26 protein-coding genes are annotated in these 18,908 nt (G+C 63.1%); 25 read left to right on the top strand and 1 reads right to left on the bottom strand.

The genetic code is table 11. From position 1 onward, the window contains the following. The first annotated feature begins 15 nt into the window (after window positions 1-15). The 11 genes from rpsJ to rpsQ are packed head-to-tail and all read left to right on the top strand — an operon-like array spanning window position 16 to window position 5,611. Window positions 16-327 (top strand): 30S ribosomal protein S10, encoded by a 312-nt coding sequence (gene rpsJ / locus ACP8ML_RS09920; protein WP_002514870.1) that lies wholly within the window; start codon window positions 16-18, stop codon window positions 325-327. Window positions 328-338: 11 nt separating this feature from the next. Continuing rightward, window positions 339-1,010 (top strand): 50S ribosomal protein L3, encoded by a 672-nt coding sequence (rplC, locus tag ACP8ML_RS09915; protein WP_015582162.1) that lies wholly within the window; start codon window positions 339-341, stop codon window positions 1,008-1,010. Next, window positions 1,007-1,912: a 50S ribosomal protein L4, sunset domain variant gene (rplD, locus tag ACP8ML_RS09910; protein ID WP_065673151.1), complete on the top strand. Its 906-nt coding sequence runs from the start codon at window positions 1,007-1,009 to the stop codon at window positions 1,910-1,912. The genes rplC and rplD overlap by 4 nt, the downstream gene beginning before the upstream one ends. Then, window positions 1,909-2,217, top strand: coding sequence for a 50S ribosomal protein L23 (gene rplW / locus ACP8ML_RS09905; protein ID WP_004809053.1), 309 nt, complete (start codon window positions 1,909-1,911; stop codon window positions 2,215-2,217). The genes rplD and rplW overlap by 4 nt, the downstream gene beginning before the upstream one ends. A gap of 26 nt (window positions 2,218-2,243) precedes the next feature. Next, entirely contained in the window at window positions 2,244-3,080 is an 837-nt protein-coding gene (gene rplB, locus ACP8ML_RS09900; RefSeq protein ID WP_015582163.1) for a 50S ribosomal protein L2, read from the top strand. 15 nt (window positions 3,081-3,095) lie between these two features. Then, window positions 3,096-3,377, top strand: a complete 282-nt coding sequence (gene rpsS / locus ACP8ML_RS09895; protein WP_002544164.1) for a 30S ribosomal protein S19 — start codon at window positions 3,096-3,098, stop codon at window positions 3,375-3,377. 17 nt (window positions 3,378-3,394) lie between these two features. Next, a complete protein-coding gene (gene rplV / locus ACP8ML_RS09890; protein ID WP_021107861.1) occupies window positions 3,395-3,856 on the top strand; it encodes a 50S ribosomal protein L22 in 462 nt (153 codons plus the stop codon). Window position 3,857: 1 nt separating this feature from the next. Further along, complete coding sequence (gene rpsC / locus ACP8ML_RS09885) at window positions 3,858-4,667, top strand: 30S ribosomal protein S3 (RefSeq protein WP_021107860.1); 810 nt, start codon at window positions 3,858-3,860, stop codon at window positions 4,665-4,667. Window position 4,668: 1 nt separating this feature from the next. Then, the gene (gene rplP, locus ACP8ML_RS09880; RefSeq protein WP_002516060.1) at window positions 4,669-5,088 is read left to right on the top strand and encodes a 50S ribosomal protein L16; all 420 of its coding nucleotides are present in this window, start codon (window positions 4,669-4,671) and stop codon (window positions 5,086-5,088) included. Next, window positions 5,088-5,336 carry a 50S ribosomal protein L29 gene (gene rpmC / locus ACP8ML_RS09875; RefSeq protein WP_004809049.1) on the top strand — a complete coding sequence of 83 codons (249 nt, stop codon included), beginning with the start codon at window positions 5,088-5,090 and terminating at the stop codon, window positions 5,334-5,336. The genes rplP and rpmC overlap by 1 nt, the downstream gene beginning before the upstream one ends. A gap of 2 nt (window positions 5,337-5,338) precedes the next feature. Further along, window positions 5,339-5,611 (top strand): 30S ribosomal protein S17, encoded by a 273-nt coding sequence (gene rpsQ, locus ACP8ML_RS09870; protein ID WP_004809048.1) that lies wholly within the window; start codon window positions 5,339-5,341, stop codon window positions 5,609-5,611. Between the two features lie 606 nt (window positions 5,612-6,217). Here rpsQ and ACP8ML_RS09865 read toward each other — a convergent pair. Continuing rightward, window positions 6,218-7,120 (bottom strand): hypothetical protein, encoded by a 903-nt coding sequence (locus tag ACP8ML_RS09865; protein ID WP_249361325.1) that lies wholly within the window; start codon window positions 7,118-7,120, stop codon window positions 6,218-6,220. Window positions 7,121-7,939: 819 nt separating this feature from the next. Here ACP8ML_RS09865 and rplN point away from each other — a divergent pair. The 14 genes from rplN to ACP8ML_RS09795 all read left to right on the top strand — a co-directional run bounded on the left by rplN (window position 7,940) and on the right by ACP8ML_RS09795 (window position 18,765). Beyond that, window positions 7,940-8,308 (top strand): 50S ribosomal protein L14, encoded by a 369-nt coding sequence (gene rplN / locus ACP8ML_RS09860; protein ID WP_004809047.1) that lies wholly within the window; start codon window positions 7,940-7,942, stop codon window positions 8,306-8,308. Next, window positions 8,309-8,677, top strand: a complete 369-nt coding sequence (gene rplX, locus ACP8ML_RS09855; RefSeq protein ID WP_004809046.1) for a 50S ribosomal protein L24 — start codon at window positions 8,309-8,311, stop codon at window positions 8,675-8,677. Continuing rightward, on the top strand, window positions 8,674-9,306 hold the full coding sequence (gene rplE, locus ACP8ML_RS09850; RefSeq protein ID WP_016666106.1) for a 50S ribosomal protein L5: 633 nt from the start codon (window positions 8,674-8,676) through the stop codon (window positions 9,304-9,306). Before rplX ends, rplE begins: the two co-directional genes overlap by 4 nt. A gap of 7 nt (window positions 9,307-9,313) precedes the next feature. Next, window positions 9,314-9,499 (top strand): type Z 30S ribosomal protein S14, encoded by a 186-nt coding sequence (locus ACP8ML_RS09845; protein ID WP_002515981.1) that lies wholly within the window; start codon window positions 9,314-9,316, stop codon window positions 9,497-9,499. A 165-nt stretch (window positions 9,500-9,664) separates the two neighbouring features. Further along, window positions 9,665-10,072 (top strand): 30S ribosomal protein S8, encoded by a 408-nt coding sequence (gene rpsH / locus ACP8ML_RS09840; RefSeq protein WP_004809044.1) that lies wholly within the window; start codon window positions 9,665-9,667, stop codon window positions 10,070-10,072. Between the two features lie 28 nt (window positions 10,073-10,100). After that, entirely contained in the window at window positions 10,101-10,643 is a 543-nt protein-coding gene (rplF, locus tag ACP8ML_RS09835; protein ID WP_117189712.1) for a 50S ribosomal protein L6, read from the top strand. 1 nt (window position 10,644) lies between these two features. Beyond that, entirely contained in the window at window positions 10,645-11,028 is a 384-nt protein-coding gene (gene rplR, locus ACP8ML_RS09830; RefSeq protein WP_016666103.1) for a 50S ribosomal protein L18, read from the top strand. Between the two features lie 24 nt (window positions 11,029-11,052). Continuing rightward, window positions 11,053-11,700 (top strand): 30S ribosomal protein S5, encoded by a 648-nt coding sequence (rpsE, locus tag ACP8ML_RS09825; protein ID WP_004809041.1) that lies wholly within the window; start codon window positions 11,053-11,055, stop codon window positions 11,698-11,700. Further along, window positions 11,700-11,882, top strand: a complete 183-nt coding sequence (gene rpmD, locus ACP8ML_RS09820) for a 50S ribosomal protein L30 (protein ID WP_004809040.1) — start codon at window positions 11,700-11,702, stop codon at window positions 11,880-11,882. Before rpsE ends, rpmD begins: the two co-directional genes overlap by 1 nt. 1 nt (window position 11,883) lies before the next feature. Then, a complete protein-coding gene (gene rplO / locus ACP8ML_RS09815) occupies window positions 11,884-12,324 on the top strand; it encodes a 50S ribosomal protein L15 (protein WP_015582166.1) in 441 nt (146 codons plus the stop codon). Between the two features lie 328 nt (window positions 12,325-12,652). Then, a complete protein-coding gene (locus ACP8ML_RS09810) occupies window positions 12,653-13,636 on the top strand; it encodes an ABC transporter permease (RefSeq protein WP_016666101.1) in 984 nt (327 codons plus the stop codon). Window positions 13,637-13,648: 12 nt separating this feature from the next. Next, window positions 13,649-14,656 (top strand): ABC transporter permease, encoded by a 1,008-nt coding sequence (locus ACP8ML_RS09805; RefSeq protein ID WP_063280062.1) that lies wholly within the window; start codon window positions 13,649-13,651, stop codon window positions 14,654-14,656. Further along, a complete protein-coding gene (locus ACP8ML_RS09800) occupies window positions 14,653-16,785 on the top strand; it encodes an ABC transporter ATP-binding protein (RefSeq protein ID WP_016666099.1) in 2,133 nt (710 codons plus the stop codon). Before ACP8ML_RS09805 ends, ACP8ML_RS09800 begins: the two co-directional genes overlap by 4 nt. 267 nt (window positions 16,786-17,052) lie before the next feature. Next, window positions 17,053-18,765, top strand: coding sequence for an ABC transporter family substrate-binding protein (locus ACP8ML_RS09795; protein ID WP_065673147.1), 1,713 nt, complete (start codon window positions 17,053-17,055; stop codon window positions 18,763-18,765). Window positions 18,766-18,908: the final 143 nt, after the last annotated feature.

Here is an 18,908-nt window from a genome sequence, read left to right as displayed (position 1 = left end):
GTAGAAGGAACAACTGTGGCGGGACAAAAGATCCGCATCAGGCTGCGGGCCTACGACCACGAGGTCATCGACTCGTCGGCGCGCAAGATCGTCGACACGGTGACCCGCACGGGTGCCAAGGTCGCCGGCCCGGTGCCGCTGCCGACTGAGAAGAACGTTTTCTGTGTGATCCGTTCGCCCCACAAGTACAAGGACAGCCGCGAGCACTTTGAGATGCGCACCCACAAGCGGCTCATCGACATTCTCGAGCCGACCCCGAAGACGGTCGATTCGCTTATGCGTCTCGATCTGCCGGCCGGTGTCGACATCGAGATCAAGCTTCCGTGAGGTTGAGCACCATGACCAATGAACGCACTGTCAAGGGCGTGCTGGGCACCAAGCTCGGCATGACCCAGCTGTGGGACGAGCACAACAAGCTCGTTCCTGTGACCGTCATCCAGGCCGGGCCGTGTGTCGTCACCCAGGTGCGCACCCCCGAGACTGATGGCTACTCCGCCGTCCAGCTTGGTATCGGAGCCGTCAAGGCCAAGAAGGTCACCAAGCCGGAGGCCGGCCACTTCGAGAAGGCCGGCGTGACCCCTCGACGTCACCTCGTCGAGTTGCGTACCGCCGATGCCTCTGAGTACACCCTGGGCCAGGAGATCACCGCTGACGTGTTCTCCGAGTCCGATTTCGTCGACGTCACCGGCACCAGCAAGGGCAAGGGCACCGCTGGCGTCATGAAGCGTCACGGCTTCGGCGGCCTGCGTGCCACCCATGGTGTGCACCGCAAGCACCGCTCGCCGGGCTCCATCGGCGGCTGCTCGACGCCAGGCAAGGTCATCAAGGGCCTCCGCATGGCTGGCCGCATGGGTGCCGAGCGTGTGACTGTCCAGAACCTGCAGGTTCACTCCGTCGACGCCGAGCGTGGGATCATGCTGGTCCGTGGCGCCGTTCCCGGCCCGAAGGGGTCCCTGCTCGTCGTCCGCAGCGCCGCCAAGAAGGCCGCCAAGAATGGGGATGCCGCATGAATGAGACCAAGACCATCGACGTCCTTGACGTCAAGGGCAAGAAGGCCGGATCGGCTGAGCTTCCCGGTGACGTCTTCGACGCGAACACCAACATTCCCCTGATCCATCAGGTCGTCATCGCCCAGCTCGCGGCTGCCCGTCAGGGCACCCACGCCACGAAGACTCGTGGCGTGGTCTCCGGTGGCGGCAAGAAGCCGTGGCGTCAGAAGGGCACCGGTCGTGCCCGTCAGGGTTCGACCCGTGCACCACAGTGGGTCGGTGGCGGCACCGTTCACGGTCCGCAGCCGCGCTCCTACGCTCAGCGCACCCCCAAGAAGATGGTGGCCGCTGCTCTGCGTGGTGCTCTGTCCGACATGGCTCGCGACAATCGCATCTTCGTCGTGACCTCCCTGGTTGACGGTGACAAGCCCTCGACCAAGCAGGCCAAGGCCGTCCTCTCCGGTCTCGCCGAGCTCCGCAAGGTGCTCGTCGTCCTGGATCGCAGCGAGGAGGTCGCCTGGCTGTCCGTGCGCAACCTCAACGGGGTCCACGTCCTGGCCGCCGATCAGCTCAACACCTACGACGTCGTCAACGCGCGGACCATCGTGTTCAGCCAGGCCGGACTTGACGCCTTCGTGGGTGCTCGCAGCGCCAGCACCCAGGCCCTGGCCGCTGAGTCAGAGGTCCCGGAGACCAACGTTGCGGACCAGCATCCCTACGGTGAGGACTCCTTCCGCGGAGACAACCCGCCGGCCGGATTCGACATCAAGGGCAACGAGGACTCCAAGAAGTTCCACGCCCCGACGTCGCCCTGGTACGGACGCACCATCGCTGAGGTGTGGTTCCGTTCCGCCGAGGCTGCTGAGGCCGCTGGCTTCGTCAACGCCGTCAAGTCTGACTCCGACAAGGAGGACGCCAAGTGAGCGAGCTGAAGATCCGAGATCCCCGGGACATCATCCTCGCCCCGGTTGTCTCCGAGAAGAGCTACAGCCTGCTCGACCAGAACACCTACACGTTCCTGGTCAAGCCGACTGCCAACAAGACCGAGATCAAGATCGCGATCGAGCAGATCTTCGGTGTGAAGGTCACCTCGGTTAACACGATGAACCGCAAGGGCAAGGCACGCCGTACCCGCTTCGGCATGGGCAAGCGTCCCGATACCAAGCGTGCCATCGTGACCGTCGCCGAGGGTGATCGCATCGACATCTTCACCGGCCCGGTCGCCTGAGCCGCGAGAGAAGGAACGAAGTACCAATGGGTATCCGCAAGCACAAGCCCACCACTCCGGGCCGTCGCGGCTCGAGCGTGTCGGACTTCGTCGAGCTCACCCGCTCGACCCCTGAGAAGTCCCTGCTCGTTGCCAAGCCCAAGACCGGTGGACGCAACAACACTGGCCGCATCACCACCCGCCACATCGGCGGTGGACACAAGCAGGCCTACCGCATCATCGACTTCAAGCGTTACGATAAGGACGGCGTGCCGGCCAAGGTCGCTCACATCGAGTACGACCCGAACCGCACTGCTCGCATTGCCCTGCTCCATTACGCCGACGGTGAGAAGCGTTACATCATCGCCCCCGATGGCGTCAGCCAGGGAACCGTCGTGGTGTCCGGCCCCGAGGCCGACATCAAGCCGGGCAACAACCTGCCGCTGCGCAACATCCCGGTCGGTACCACGGTTCACGCCGTGGAGCTGCGTCCGGGTGGTGGCGCCAAGATGGGTCGCTCCGCTGGCGCGTCGGTGCAGCTGGTCGCCCGCGAGGGCAAGTACGCCACCCTGCGCCTCCCCTCTGGTGAGATGCGCATGGTGGACATCCGTTGCCGCGCCACCATTGGCGAGGTCGGCAACGCCGAGCAGACCAACATCAACTGGGGCAAGGCCGGCCGTAACCGCTGGAAGGGCATCCGCCCGACCGTCCGTGGTGTGGTCATGAACCCGATCGACCACCCGCATGGTGGTGGCGAGGGTCGTACCTCTGGTGGTCGTCACCCGGTGAGCCCCTGGGGCAAGCCCGAGGGTCGTACCCGTAACAAGAACAAGGCGAGCAGCCGTCTCATCGTGCGTCGCCGCAAGTCCGGCAAGAAGCGCTGATTGGGAGTCTGAGACATGCCACGCAGTCTGAAGAAGGGCCCCTTCGTCGACGAGCATCTGGCCAAGAAGGTCACTGCCCAGAACGAGGCGGGCACGCACAACGTCATCAAGACCTGGTCACGTCGATCGATGGTTACCCCCGACATGATCGGGCACACCATCGGCGTGCACGACGGTCGCAAGCACGTCCCGGTTTTCGTGACCGAGTCGATGGTCGGGCACAAGTTCGGAGAATTCGCCCCGACCAGAACCTTCAAGGGTCACGTGAAGGACGACAAGAAGGCGCGCAGGCGCTGACGAGAGGGATCTGATTCATGAGCAACACTGAGAGGCCCAGCCGTCGCGCCGCCCTGCTCGGCGATCGCCCCGGCTCGTACGCCATCGCGCGTCACGTCCGGATGAGCGCCAGCAAGTGTCGTCGCGTTGTCGACCTGGTTCGCGGAATGGACGCCGCTGACGCGGTGGACATGCTGAAGTTCCAGCCGCAGGCCGCGGCTGAGCCGGTTCGCAAGGTCATCGCCTCGGCCATGGCCAACGCCGAGCAGACCGAGGGTCTGCGCGCCGAAGACCTGTACATCTCGCAGGCCTTCGTTGACGAGGGCGTCACCATGCGCCGCATCCGTCCCCGCGCCAAGGGATCCGCCAGCCGAATCCTGAAGCGCTCCGCCCACATCACCGTGGTTGTCGAGCCCAAGGACGCCCGTCCGGCCCCCAAGAAGGCCAAGAAGGGTCGCCCGGCGGCTGCAGCCAAGTCCGAGACCGAGAAGGGAGCCTGACATGGGCCAGAAGATCAACCCCCATGGTTTCCGTCTCGGTGTGACGACCGATCACAAGACCCGCTGGTACGCCGAGAAGCAGTACGCCGAGCTCGTGGGTGAGGACGTCAAGATCCGGGAGTGGCTCCACAAGAACCTGGAGCGCGCCGGTATTTCGTCCATCGAGATCGAGCGTCGCTCCGAGCGCGTGACCATCTTCCTCTACGCCGCCCGCCCGGGCATCGTCATCGGGCGCAATGGCGCCGAGGCCGAGCGCGTGCGCGGTGAGCTCGAGAAGCTCACCGGCAAGCAGATTCAGCTGAACATCCTCGAGGTCAAGAACCCCGAGACCGATGCCCAGCTGGTCGCCCAGGGAATCGCCGAGCAGCTCGCTGCCCGTGTCGCCTTCCGTCGCGCCATGCGTAAGGCCCAGCAGTCCGCCATGAACGCAGGCGCGCTTGGTATCCGTATCAAGTGCTCCGGTCGTCTGGGCGGTGCCGAGATGAGCCGTTCCGAGGGTTACCGCGAAGGTCGTGTGCCGCTGCACACCCTCCGCGCTGACATCGACTACGGCTTCTTCGAGGCCCGCACCACCTTCGGCCGCATCGGTGTCAAGGTGTGGATCTACAAGGGCGACGTCACTGGCACCCGTGCTGAGCGCGCTGCCCAGAAGGCTGCTCGCCAGGCCGCCCAGGGCGGTCGCGGTGGACGTGGTGGCCGTCGTGGTCGGGGTGATCGTCCCGACCGTCGCGGTGGACGTCGTCGCGCCGAGGCCGCCAAGCAGCAGTCCGCCGAGACCCCGGCCCCGCAGACCGAGAACGCAGGAGCCTGACATGTTGATTCCTCGTCGAGTGAAGTACCGCAAGCAGCACCATCCCAAGCGGACTGGCGCTGCCAAGGGCGGCACCCAGCTGGCCTTTGGTGACTACGGCATCCAGGCCACCGAGGGTGGGTACCTGACCAACCGTCAGATTGAGGCCGCTCGTATCGCCATGACCCGCTACATCAAGCGTGGTGGAAAGGTGTGGATCAATGTCTACCCGGACCGCCCGATGACCAAGCACCCCGCCGAGTCCCGTATGGGTTCCGGTAAGGGCACGCCTGAGTGGTGGATCGCCAACATCAAGCCCGGACGAGTTCTCTTCGAGCTGTCGGGTGTGCCGGAGGACGTGGCCCGCGAGGCCATGCGTCTGGCCATCCACAAGCTGCCGATGAAGGCTCGTTTCATCTCTCGTGAAGGCGGTGACAACTGATGCCCAAGCTTTCTGCTGCTGAGCTGCGCCAGCTTTCCGGTGAAGAGTTGCGCAACAAGGTTCGCGAACTCAAGGAGGAGCTGTTCGGGCTGCGTTTCCAGTCGGCGACCGGCCAGCTCGAGAACACGGCTCGCCTGCGTGAGGTCCGCAAGGACATCGCTCGCGTCTACACCGTGCTCCAGGAGCGCAACCTCAACATCGTCGATGATCCTGACGCTGCCAATCCCGAGAACGATAAGGAGGCCTGAGCATGAGCGAGAACACCGCTGAGCGGACGACCCGCCGCAAGGTCCGTGAGGGACTGGTCGTGTCCGACAAGATGGACAAGACGATCACCGTCCTGGTCGAGGACCGTGTCAAGCACCCGCTGTACGGCAAGGTCATGACCAAGTCTGTGCGCCTCAAGGCCCACGACGAGAAGAACGAGGCTGGCATGGGAGACCGCGTGCGGATCATGGAGACCCGTCCGCTGTCCGCCACCAAGCGCTGGCGTCTGCTCGAGATCGTCGAGAAGGCTAAGTGACCCACTGGTGAGTTGATCACCAGGTTTTGCTGCAAGGCGACCCATCCGAGAGGGTGGGTCGCTTTGTTGTGTTTGTGGTCGCGGGGGAGTGGGCGCGTGTGGGAGTGAGGACGTGGCACGGATGCGCGTCACGTGACTGACGTGAGCCACTTCTCCATGAAGCCCCGAGCCAGCTGCGCCAAGTATGCGCAGTTGCGCCGCCTCTGGCCATTTGCGCCGTCGTTGTTTACCTGCGCCACCTGTGCTCAGTTGCGCCGCGGTTGAGCACCTGCGCCATTCCTGTTCACTTGCGACAGGGGGGTGACGGCTTAGTCTTCTGTAGCGTCAGTGACCGGCGTCCCGTTGCGCCGCCTCCGATTATCTGCGCCACTGTCGCGCACCTGCGCCTCGGCTCCCTTCTCGACCTGCGCCGTTGGTAAGCAGTTGCGCCTCTGTAGCGCGTGCGGGCGAAGCGGTTGCCGACGTGAGGCCATCAGTTGCGCCATGGTTGTGCAGTTGCGCCGGGCAAAGACGGCGCAACTGCACGTCCAAGGCGCAGGTGGCGTGGACTGGTGGGATGACGTCGTCAGAACGACCGGCTTTGATGGCCCCCCGGTAGCCGTTGTTTCACCCCGCCTGCGGCCCAGCAGCACGCCCCGCGCGGTCCAGGGCACGAAGAATGCGCTGCGCCGAACCATCGGTAGTGGCGAGGTCCTTGACGGTAAAACGAAGTACCGTCCAACCGGCGTCGACGATCCCAGCCTCCCGCTTCTTCTCGGCGATGATGACGTCCTGGACGCTCTGGCCAGGTTTCAACAGAGAGCCGTACTTCGTCCGACCGTCATATTCAGCCAGGACGCGTTCGTCCGGCCATGCGAAGTCTCCTCGGCCCAAGAACTGGCCAGTTGAGTTCCGGATCACGAACTGCGGTACTGGTTGCGGCATGCCTGCGCAGTGCCATTTCGCGCGTATCAGTGATTCTCCGGGACTCTCGATCCTGCCATCGGCAAACGCCACAACTTGACGCGCATGGCCCAACCCGCGAGGCCGACCGCATGTTTCCAACACATCAGCGAGTACCTGCGGATCCGCGCCGAGACGTAGCCCCGCATCGGCCGTCATCAGTCCGGTTTCAAAGCCGAATTCAGTGGCCATGTCGATGACGGTCCGTTCAAGGGTCGTTGTCCGGCGCCCGTCGATGACGACGACGTGCTCCGGTGGGAGCATTCGGCCGATCGTCGTCATGAGGCGTCGTCGGTGGCCGCCGCCGGGGCGCGGGTTCGTCACCCAGAGGTGGTCCAGGCCCTTCGAGGGCAAGGGAAGGGCGTGAACCGCGGACGCCGTCACGTGGCTGAGGGCCGAGGTTGGCGCGAGGAAGGAGGCTGCCGTGACGAGGTCCAACTGGTGTTGTCGTGCTGTCGTCTCGCCCGCGTTGGCCCATGCTCCGGGGCGTAGTGGGATTAACCGTCCTTCGTTCACCTCTCGGGCGATTGCTCGTCGCGATGTCCCTGATGCGGCGAGTGAGGTCACGGTGTGAATTCTGCGATTGGTCGGCATGGAGGCAGTCAGCCACGGCGGAGACGAAAAAGGGGAGGGGCGAATTGCGAATCTGTGGACAACCTCGGGATTGTCGCGGTCACTGCAGGAATGCCATGGAAATCCTGCGCAAAATAGCCGAATGGGGCTCCGGGCTGTGGATAACTGCGACGTCAGGCACGTCGGCGGCGGGTCTGTCCGTGCAGCGTCATGTCACCAGCAGGTCGCGCCTTGGACGTGCAGTTGCGCCGTGTTTGCCCGGCGCAACTGCACAACCATGGCGCAACTGATGGCCTGACGTCGGCAACTGCCCGGCTCGGACGCGCAATGGAGGCGCAACTGCTTAACAATGGCGCAGGTCGAGAAGGGAGCCGAGGCGCAGGTGCGCGACAGTGGCGCAGGTGAGCAAAGGTGGCGCAGCTGGAGGAAGCCAGGAACCAGGCGCTGCGGGCCCCCAAGGAGGCCGTCTGAAAACCGGACATCCGGCACCTTGCCATCCCGTGCACGCTGCCATCCGGCGGGGGAGTCAGACCACCGCCGTTACACCAGGTCGCCGTCAATTCGCTATCCCGGCTGAAGAGAGTTAAACTGCTCAAGTTGTCTTGCGACTGTGCCCACCTTCAAGCACAGTACGGAGCTTCCGACTCCACGGAGACGGAGGCCATCGTGCGCCGCCCGAGGGTGGCGGGACCTCTCGCGGACGACAGCCGCGTGCCCCCTGAGGTACGGGTTGCCCCCTGGCAAAATCCAGGGGGTTCGTGTTCAACAGTCCTACCAGGCCCGGGAGGGAACCAGTGGGACAAAGGAGAAGACATGATCCAGCAGGAGACGCGACTCAAGGTCGCCGACAACACTGGTGCGAAGGAGCTCCTTTGCATCCGTGTTCTCGGTGGATCGAAGCGTCGCTACGCCTACCTCGGTGACACCATCGTGTGCACCGTCAAGGACGCCATCCCCGGCGGAAACGTAAAGAAGGGCGAGGTCGTCAAGGCCGTCGTTGTTCGCACTGTGAAGTCGCACCGCCGTCCCGACGGGTCCTACATCAAGTTCGACGAGAACGCCGCCGTGCTTCTCAAGAACGACGGGGAGCCTCGTGGTACCCGTATCTTCGGCCCCATCGCCCGCGAGCTGCGCGAGAAGAAGTTCATGCGTATCGTCTCGCTCGCCCCGGAGGTGATCTGAGTGAAGTCCCTCAACATCAAGAAGGGTGACCGCGTCAAGGTCATCGCCGGAAACGACAAGGGCACCATCGGTGAGGTTCTCTCGGTGGACCCGGCCCGTGAGCGCGTCGTCGTCGAGGGTGTGAACATTCGTAAGCACCATCGTCGTGACATGCCCACCCCGCAGGGCGGCACCACCAAGGGCGGAATCATCCAGTCCGAGGCCCCGATCCACGTCTCGAACGTCCAGCTCGTGACGAAGATCGACGGCAAGGACGTCGTGACCCGTGTCGGCTACCGTCGTGAGGACGTCACCAAGCGTCGTCCTGACGGCTCCGAGTACGCCGCTCAGCGCAGCGTCCGCTACCTCAAGAAGGAGGAGGCCAAGTGAGCACCGACACCTTCGCGCACGAGATGCCTCGTCTGAAGAAGCAGTACCGCGAGCAGATCCGTCCTGCCATGCAGGAGGAGTTCGACTACAAGAACCCCATGCTCATCCCCGGTCTCGAGAAGATCGTGGTGAACATGGGTGTTGGTGACGCCGCTCACGACTCCAAGGTCATGGACGGTGCCGTTCGCGACATCACCGCCATCACCGGCCAGAAGCCGCAGGTCACCAAGGCCCGCAAGTCCATCGCTCAGTTCAAGCTGCGTGAGGGACAGCCCATCGGTTGCCACGTCACCCTTCGTGGTGACCGCATGTGGGAGTTTGCTGACCGTCTGCTGACCCTGGCCCTGCCCCGTATCCGCGACTTCCGCGGACTCAACTCGAACCAGTTCGACGGCAAGGGCAACTACACGTTCGGCCTGTCCGAGCAGGTCATGTTCCTCGAGATTGACCAGGACAAGATCGACCGCGTCCGTGGCATGGACATCACCTTCGTGACCACCGCGCAGACGAACGAGGAGGGCAAGGCCCTGCTCAAGCACCTGGGATTCCCGTTCAAGGCGAAGGATGACTCGAAGAAGGCGAAGACCAAGCGCGGTCCCGCCTACTACGCCAAGAAGAAGAAGAAGTGAGGATCTGATGGCCAAGACAGCTCTGAAGGTCAAGGCGGCCCGCAAGCCCAAGTTCGGTGTCCGTGCTTACACCCGTTGCCAGCGCTGCGGTCGTCCGCACTCGGTGTACCGCAAGTTCGGCCTGTGCCGAATCTGCCTGCGCGAGATGGCCCACGCCGGTCAGCTCCCGGGTGTCACCAAGTCCTCCTGGTGACCAGCGCGCGTCCGTCAAGGATGCAGATCCATGGGCCCTACCAGGCCCCGGCGGGTTGGTAACCCGCCCCACAAACACCTGAACAACACAGAAGGTCCCCGAGCCGGACGCCCCAGGGGAGGACGGCAGCAGGGAAACCGTTGTGAGAAAGAGGCCAAACCAGCCATGACCATGACTGACCCGATCGCAGACATGCTGACCCGTCTGCGCAACGCCAACCAGGCGTACCACGACCAGACGTCGATGCCTCACTCGAAGATCAAGGCCGGAATCGCCGAGATCCTCAAGTCGGAGGGCTACATCGCCGACTACAAGGTCAACGAACCCAAGGAGGGCGAGGTCGCCAAGACCCTGACCCTCACCCTCAAGTATGGCGAGAGCCGTGAGCGTTCCATCGCTGGCGTTCGCCGTATCAGCAAGCCCGGACTTCGCGTCTACGCCAAGTCCACCGCCCTGCCTAAGGTGCTCGGCGGCCTGGGCATTGCCATCATCTCCACCTCTCAAGGGCTGCTCACTGACAAGCAGGCCCACGAGAAGTCCGTGGGCGGGGAAGTCCTCGCCTACGTGTGGTGACCGTCGACGAGACAGATAGGAGTAATCAATGTCGCGCATTGGCAGGCTTCCCATCGCCGTCCCGTCCGGTGTCGAGGTGAAGCTTGATGGGCAGGACGTGGAGGTGAAGGGTCCGAAGGGAACCCTGAACTTCACCGTTCGCGAGCCCATCACCGTGAGCAGGAATGATGAGGGAGAGATCCTCGTTGAGCGTCCGGACGACGAGCGTGAGAACCGCTCGCTGCACGGCCTCACCCGTACTCTCATTAACAACATGGTCATCGGTGTGACCGAGGGCTACGAGAAGAAGCTGGAGATCCAGGGCGTGGGTTACCGCGTGATGTCCAAGGGTCCCAAGCAGCTCGAGTTCAACCTCGGCTTCTCGCACCCGGTGATCGTCGACGCCCCGGAGGGAATCACCTTCGCCGTCGAGAACCCCACCAGGTTCTCGGTCCAGGGCATCGACAAGCAGGTCGTCGGCGAGACCGCGGCCAACATCCGCAAGCTTCGCAAGCCGGAGCCCTACAAGGGCAAGGGTGTGCGTTACGAGGGCGAGAACGTCCGTCGCAAGGTTGGAAAGGCAGGTAAGTGACATGGCAAGCACCCTGACTGTTCGCAAGAGCCTGTCCGACCGCGCCAAGGCACGTGCTCGTCGCCAGGCCCGTGGTCGCAAGAAGATCTTTGGGACCGTCGAGCGTCCCCGCATGGTCGTGACCCGTTCGTCGAAGCACGTCTTCGTCCAGGTCATCGACGATGTTGCCGGAAACACCCTCGTGTCGGCTTCCACCATGGAGGCTGAGCTGCGCGAGATGTCCGGGGACAAGACCGCCAAGGCTGCCCGCGTTGGCACCATCATCGGTGAACGCGCCAAGGCCGCTGGCATCGACAAGGTCGTCTTCGACAAGGCCGGGAACCAGTACCACGGGCGGATCGCCGCGCTGGCCGATGCGGCCCGCGAGGCCGGTCTCGACTTCTGACCCACGAAAGGCAAGTGAGCAACGATGAGTGGAACCCAGCGCCGCGGTGGCGGTGCAGGTGGTGAGCGTCGTGGCCGTGACAACCGTCGTGGCCAGAACGATCGCAACCGCAATCAGAATGAATATCTCGAGCGCGTCGTGGCGATCAACCGCGTCGCCAAGGTGGTCCAGGGTGGCCGTCGCTTCAGCTTCACGGCGCTGGTCGTCGTGGGTGACGGCGAGGGCACCGTGGGCGTCGGCTATGGCAAGGCCAAGGAGGTGCCCGCGGCCATCGCCAAGGGTGTCGAGGAGGCCAAGAAGCACTTCTTCAAGGTGCCGCTGGTTGGCCGTACCATCACCCACCCGGTGATTGGTGAGAAGGCTGCCGGTGTCGTCCTGCTGCGTCCGGCTTCCCCCGGTACCGGTGTCATCGCCGGCGGTTCGGCCCGCGCCGTTCTCGAGTGCGCCGGCGTGCAGGACGTGCTCGCCAAGTCCCTTGGCTCCTCCAACGCGATCAACGTGGTTCACGCCACCGTTGCCGCGCTGCAGCAGCTCGAGGAGCCCGAAGAGGTTGCCCGTCGCCGTGGTAAGTCCGTTGAGGACGTCGCCCCGGCAGCCATGCTTCGTGCCCGCAAGGAGGCCGACGAGGCCGCTGCTGCCGCCCGCATGGAGGAGAAGGCAGGGGTCAACTGATGAGCAAGCTGAAGATCACCCAGATCAAGTCCGGCATCTCTACGAAGCCGAATCATCGCGAGACCCTGCGCAGCCTCGGACTGAAGCGCATCGGTGACACGGTCATCAAGGAGGACCGCCCGGAGTTCCGCGGCATGGTCCAGACCGTTCGTCACCTCGTCACCATGGAAGAGGTGGACTGACATGGCTATTGAGCTCCATGACCTCAAGCCCGCTCCTGGTGCCCACAAGGCCAAGACCCGTGTTGGTCGTGGTGAGGGTTCCAAGGGCAAGACCGCTGGTCGCGGTACGAAGGGCACCGGCGCACGCAAGAACGTGCCCGAATTTTTCGCCGGCGGCCAGATGCCGATTCACATGCAGGCCCCGAAGCTGGGCGGGTTCCACAACCCGTTCCGCACCGAGTACCAGGTCGTGAACCTGGACAAGGTCGAGGCCCTGTTCCCCAAGGGCGGCAAGATCACCGTCGACGACCTCGTCGCCGTCGGTGCCGTCCGTGACAACGAGCTCGTCAAGGTTCTCGGAACCGGCGAGCTGACCGTCAAGGTCGACCTCGTCGTCGACGCCTGGTCCAAGTCAGCCCAGGAGAAGATCGAGAAGGCTGGCGGCAGCGTCACCAAGCGCTGATGCCAACTGCAAGTATCAAGTGACGTCGTGAACACGACCGAATGACGTGTGAGGGACGGGAAACATCACAGTTTCCCGTCCCTCTTGTCATCTGCCCGTGCAGTGCATTTGCAATGACGAAATGCATCGCCCTTTTGGTCTCAACAGACAGACCCAGGGGTTTGGTGTGTGTAAGATCACACGCACCAAAACGGCCCGCGTGCCGAGATGACCCCATGCCGAATCGTGTGCAGCGGTAGAAACTACCACCAGGGTCACTCCCCGGCCACACTCGCCGGCGGCCCACCTGCCCTCCCGGCAGGCCTGCACACTGTGAGAAAGGACGATCGTGCTCAGATACGTGGTGCGTCGCCTCATCAATTACGTCGTGCTGTTGTTCATTGCGGTTTCCTTCGCATACCTGCTCGCCTCGTATGCCTTGGACCCGCGCAACGCTTTCGACCAGACGAATCCGAAGCTCAACTGGACGGCGATCAACCAGTCACTGACCAACTACAACATCAACCCCGACACCAGCATCTGGGTGCGGTACGAACGGTGGTTGAAGATGGTGTTCCTGCACTGGAACTGGGGCTGGACCCCACATGGTGACGCGATCAACTCGCTGATTGGCACCCGCATCGGTGTGTCCGTCCGTCTCGTGATCTGTGGAACGATCATCGGCATGGTCGGCGGTGTCGCCATCGGTGCCTGGTCGGCTGTCCGCCAGTACTCGGTCGCTGACCGAATCGTGTCCTTTCTGTGTCTACTGCTCATCTCGACCCCGACGATGGTGTTGGCGGTCCTGCTGCAGCTCGGTGCCATTCACATCAACCAGGCGACCGGAACGCAGTTCTTCCAGTTCATCGGTGAGGTCGGATCTCACGGCAATTACTTCGGGGCCGAGCTACTCAGCCGTATGCAGCACCTGCTGTTGCCGACGATCTCCCTGTCGGCGTTGAGCCTGGCGAGCTACTCGCGGTACCAGCGCAACCTGATGCTCGACACCCTCGGTGCTGACTACGTCCGTACCGCACGTGCCAAGGGTCTTCGCAAGGGACGCGCCATCCGTCACCATGCGCTGCGCAACGCCATCATCCCGATGGCCACCTATTTCGCCTTCGGCGTGGCCAACATCTTCGTCGGTGCCACCATTTCCGAGCAGGTCTACGCCTGGAACGGTGTCGGTTCCTACTCCGTGATGTCGATTCAGCAGAACGACATCAACGGTTCGGTCGCGGTCGTCGCCTTCTCCGGCCTCTGCACCCTGACGGGTGCCCTTCTGTCCGACATCCTCATTGCGGTCATCGATCCGCGTGTCCGGGCTCGATGAGGAGGAGCCGTCATGTCTGAACCCACCAACAACTCCAGCGTTGAGCTCAACACCCCGAAGACGGGCCCCTGCGCCCCCATCAAAGGTCCCGACGCCCTGAGCGCTGCCGAGCGCAACGAGAAGCACAAGCCGGGACGCAATGAGCGTGACGGCAAGCACATGTCGCGTAGCCGTCTGATCCTGCGACGTTTCTGGCGTCCGGTTGGCTCCAAGATCGGTGTCATCGGACTCGCCCTCGTCGTCCTCCTGGCCCTCATCGGCCCGTACATCGCCAACTGGGACTACTGGGTGGTTGACGACAACGCCTTCCTCGCGCCGCCGGACCAGTACCACTGGTTCGGTACAAGCCAGGGTGGCTTCGACCTGTTCGCCATGACGGTCGAGGGTCTGCGCAAGTCGCTCATCATCGGTTTCTGCGTCGCACTCATCGTCGAGACCCTGGCCGCCCTCATCGGTTCGGCCGCGGCCTACTTCGGCAAGGTGGCGGAGAAGATCATCCTGTGGTTCATCGACCTGCTGTTGGTGATCCCGTCTTTCCTCATCATCGCCATCCTGAGCCAGCACACCTCCGGCAAGAGCACCTCGACGGCCCTGCTGATCGTTCTGCTGTCGGCATTCAGCTGGATGCTGTCGGCCCGTGTGGTCCGCGCCATGACCCTGTCGGTGGTCAATCTCGACTACGTTACGGCCGCTCGTTTCATGTCGGTGCCGCCGTTCACGATCATCGTCAAGCACGTCATCCCGAACATCGCCAGCTACCTCATCATCGACCTGACCCTCGGTGTGGTAGCGGCCATCATGAGCGAGACGGTGCTCTCCTTCTTCGGTTTCGGCGTGCAGAAGCCGGAGACCTCCCTGGGCACCCTGCTGGGTGACGGCATGACGGCGGTCACGACCTCACCGTGGCTGTTCATGTTCCCGGCCGGCGTGCTGGTGATCCTGCTGCTGAGCGTCAACTTCATCGGAGACGGCCTGCGTGACGCCGTCGATCCCTCCTCCAAGTCTGGTGGTAAGGCATGAGCAAGAAAACTGCCACTGCGGCCAACCTGTCCGACGCCCTTCCCGAGCGTCAGGAGGGTGTGCCGGTCCTGCAGATCAAGGACCTCAACGTCCGCTTCCCCTCCGAGGACGGCGTCGTTCATGCCGTGCGTGGGGTCAACATGACCGTTCATGCCGGCGAGGTCGTCGGCCTGGTGGGCGAGTCCGGTTCCGGTAAGTCCGTCACCTCGATGTCGGTGATGGGCCTGCTGGACGAGGGCGCCAGCGTCGAGGGGTCCATCAAGCTTCACGGTACCGAGCTGCTGGGACGTGACGACAACTGGATGTCGGACGTGCGAGGCAAGAAGGTCGCCATGATCTTCCAGGACCCGCTGAGCGCCCTGACCCCCGTGTACACGATTGGTGCCCAGATCGTCGAGGCCCTTCAGATCCACTCGAACATGTCCGACAAGGACGCCTGGGACCGAGCCCTCGAGCTGCTCGACATGGTCGGCATCCCTAACCCGGAAGTTCGTGCCAAGGCCTTCCCGCACGAGTTCTCCGGTGGTATGCGTCAGCGCGTCGTCATCGCCATGGCGATCGCCAACGACCCCGACCTCATCATCGCCGACGAGCCGACGACGGCTCTCGACGTGACCATCCAGGCGCAGATTCTCGATCTGCTGCGGGTGGCCCAGCGTGAGACTCACGCCGGTGTCGTCATGATCACCCACGACCTCGGTGTCGTTGCTGGTCTGGCCGACCGGGTGGCCGTCATGTATGCCGGTCGCATCGTCGAGCGGGCCAACGTCGACGAGTTGTTCTATCGCTCCCGTCACCCGTACACCATCGGTCTGCTGGGATCCCTGCCTCGTCCTGACCTTGACAAGGACGAGCCGTTGACCCCGGTCGAGGGCAACCCGCCCTCCCTGCTGAACCTGCCGTCGGGCTGTCCTTTCGCGCCACGCTGCCCGATGGCGATTGATGCCTGTCGTCAGGCCGAGCCTGAGCTGACGCCCACCGACCTGGACAAGCACGAGGCCGCCTGCATACGGCACGCCGAGCTCATCGACCGCACGTACGCGGAGATCTACCCGCAGGTCGGGGAGCGCAAGAGCCGCTTCAAGGCAGCGCTTGGGACCTCCGACCGCGAGGCCCTTGAGGACGTCCTGGAGGTCAAAGACCTGGTCAAGACCTACCCGCTCATGAAGGGTGCGGTCTTCAAGAGGCGCGTTGGCACCGTCCATGCCGTTGACGGCATCTCCTTCCGGATCAAGAAGGGCGAGACCCTCGGCCTGGTGGGTGAGTCTGGCTGTGGCAAGACCACGACGATCATGTCGATTCTCGAGTTGGCCAAGCCGGAGGCGGGTACCGTCGTCGTTCTGGGACGTGACGCGGCCAGGATGAATGCGAAGGATCGCAAGGAGACCCGTCAGGACCTCCAGGTGGTCTTCCAGGATCCGATGGCATCCCTGGATCCGCGTCTTCCGATTGCCGACATCATCGCCGAGCCTCTGAAGTACAACGGTTACCCGAAGAACAAGATCGCGGAGCGGGTCGACGAGCTGATGGCCTTGGTCGGCTTGGAGCCCGCTCACGCCAACCGCTACCCGCGGAACTTCTCCGGTGGCCAGAAGCAGCGTGTCGGTATTGCCCGTGCACTGGCCCTCAACCCGAAGTTGCTGGTGCTCGACGAGCCGGTCTCGGCCCTCGACGTGTCGATTCAGGCTGGTGTGTTGAACCTGTTGGAGGACCTGCGCGAGAAGCTGGAGTTGTCCTATCTCTTCGTCGCCCACGACCTGTCGGTGGTCCGCCACATTGCTAACCGTGTTGCTGTCATGTACCTGGGGCGCATCGTCGAGTTGGGCGAGGTCTCGGAGGTCTTCGACCACCCGATGCACCCGTACACCCAGGGCTTGCTGTCGGCCATCCCGGTGCCCGACCCGTCCAAGGAGCACAACCGCCACCGCATCTTGCTGGAGGGCGACCTGCCGTCACCGGCCGCACCGCCGCCCGGGTGTCCATTCCACACTCGCTGCCCGAAGTTCAAGGAGCTCGACGAGGCCTCCCAGGCCACGTGCATGGGGGAGCGTCCTGAGCTGTTCTACCCGCAGCCGGACATCGATCGGCGCACGGCATGTCACTTCCCCGAGGAGATCCGGGTGTTCTGAGACTCTGCAGTGAATCCCTGACATGGGGTGGTGCCGTTGCGACGCCACCCCATGCGTCATGTTCAGGGCCCGCCTGGTGGTCTCGTCGGCGCCTTGACCGATGGGCGGGTGTGATCTTGACGATAATCACGGTTGGATCAAGGAAAGGTCAAGATTTCATAACGAAACCGCATTCTGGGGCCGTTTGCACTGGTCGGTCCGGGCCAGGAGTGCCAGGCTCATGCCATCCCGATCCACCCAGGATCCTCAACTTTCCGGAGGTTTACCGTGCGCAAGACCTTGACGACCGCAGTGGCTGCTCTGGCCGTGGGCTCGCTTGCCCTGACTGGCTGCGGACAGAAGAACCAGTCCGGCGGTGACCAGAACAAGGGCGACAAGGCCACGTCGGCGAGTGCGCCGCTGGCTGCCCTGAACATCAAGCCTCGTGACCAGATCAAGGACGGTGGCACCCTCCGCCTGACCATTACCACCTTGCCGACAGGCTGGAACCCGATGCAGGTCGACAACAACTCAGTTGACCTGCAGACAACTATCTGGCAGTTCATCGGTGTCAACAACTTCGATATTGCCGAGGATGGCACTCCGAAGCCGAATCCGAACTACATCGAGTCGGTCAAGGTGGACACCAAGGATGGCAAGCAGGTTGTCACGTTGCACCTCAACCCGAAGGCGAAGTGGAATTCGGGTCGCACTATCGATTACACGGACTACCAGGCCACCTGGAAATCCTCCAATGGTGAAAACGACAAGTTCCTTCCCGCCACCACCGATGGTTTCAACCAGGTGACGTCGGTGGAGAAGGGCGACAAGGACACCGACGTCGTCATCAAGTACAAGGCGACTTATCCCGACTGGACGGCGACATGGAGCAATGTGTTGCCGAAGGAGGGTATCTCTGACCCCAATACCTTCAATTCCGGCTGGAAGACCCCGAACCCTGACTGGTTCACTGGCCCATTCACCCCCACCAAGGTCGACCAGGCCTCCAAGACCCTGACCGTCAAGCGTAATGACAAGTGGTGGGGCGATAAGGCGAAGCTTGACACCGTCACCTTCAAGGCGATGGAGGACGCTGCCAAGACGAAGGCTTTCGCCAACAAGGAGATCGACGTCGCCGACATCATCATCACCAAGGATGGTTATGAGACGGCCAAGAAGCGTGATGACGCCGACATGCGTGCTGCCGGTTCGCTGCAGTGGCGCCACTTCACCTTCAACGCCAAGTCGGCGAGCCTCTCGGACAAAGAGGTTCGTCAGGCCATCGTCAAGGGCATCAACCGTCCGGCCATCGCCAAGTCCGATCTTGCGGGATTGCCGGTTCAGGCCGACTCGGTGATGCTCGGCAACCACTTCTTCATGCCGGGCCAGCCTGGTTACAAGGACAATTCCGGGGACTACAAGTACGACCCGAAGGCTGCCGAGAAGCAACTTGATGAGGCCGGTTGGAAGAAGCAGGGTGACTACCGCGTCAAGGACGGCAAGACCCTCACCGTCAATTACGCTCAGCTGACCGGCGTGCCCACCTCCGAGAATGAGGGTGCGCTGTTCAAGCAGGACATGGCGAAGATCGGAGTCAAGGTCAACCTCGTCAACACTCCGTCCAGCGATATGCAGAAGGTGCTGACGAACCACTCTTTCGACGTCATCGCGTTCACTTGGCAGGGCACCCCGTACCCGATGGCCAACGTCCGTCAGATCTATGGCGCTGCTGCTGAGGGCTCCAAGAAGCCGTCGCAGTCCAACTTCTCCCAGATCATCGATCCCGAGGTTGAGAAGCTCATCCCGCAGATCGACACTGAGATGGACGTCAACAAGCGACGCGAGCTCACCAATGAGGCCGACAAGCACATTTGGGACGATGTGATGGTGCTGCCGTTGTACCGGCGCATCATGTTCTCCGGTGCCCCGAAGAACCTTGCGAATTACGGCTCCGCGACCTTCCAGAGCACCCGTGGCGAGGACATCGGTTACGTCAAGTGAGCTTGATGGGTGATTGATCCGGAAAGGGCCCGGCAATGGTAGTTGTCGGGCCCTTTTCATGGCTTGTACAGGCGATTTCGGAGAATCGCGTGGCCGGGGGTGGTTTCGCGGCTCCAATGGTGGTTTCGTAAGGTGTGATGTCC

Source organism: Cutibacterium sp. LaCa_255, from assembly GCF_057458005.1.
The sequence above is the reverse complement of the archived record's forward strand: the minus strand, read 5'-3'. Positions and strand labels throughout refer to the sequence as shown.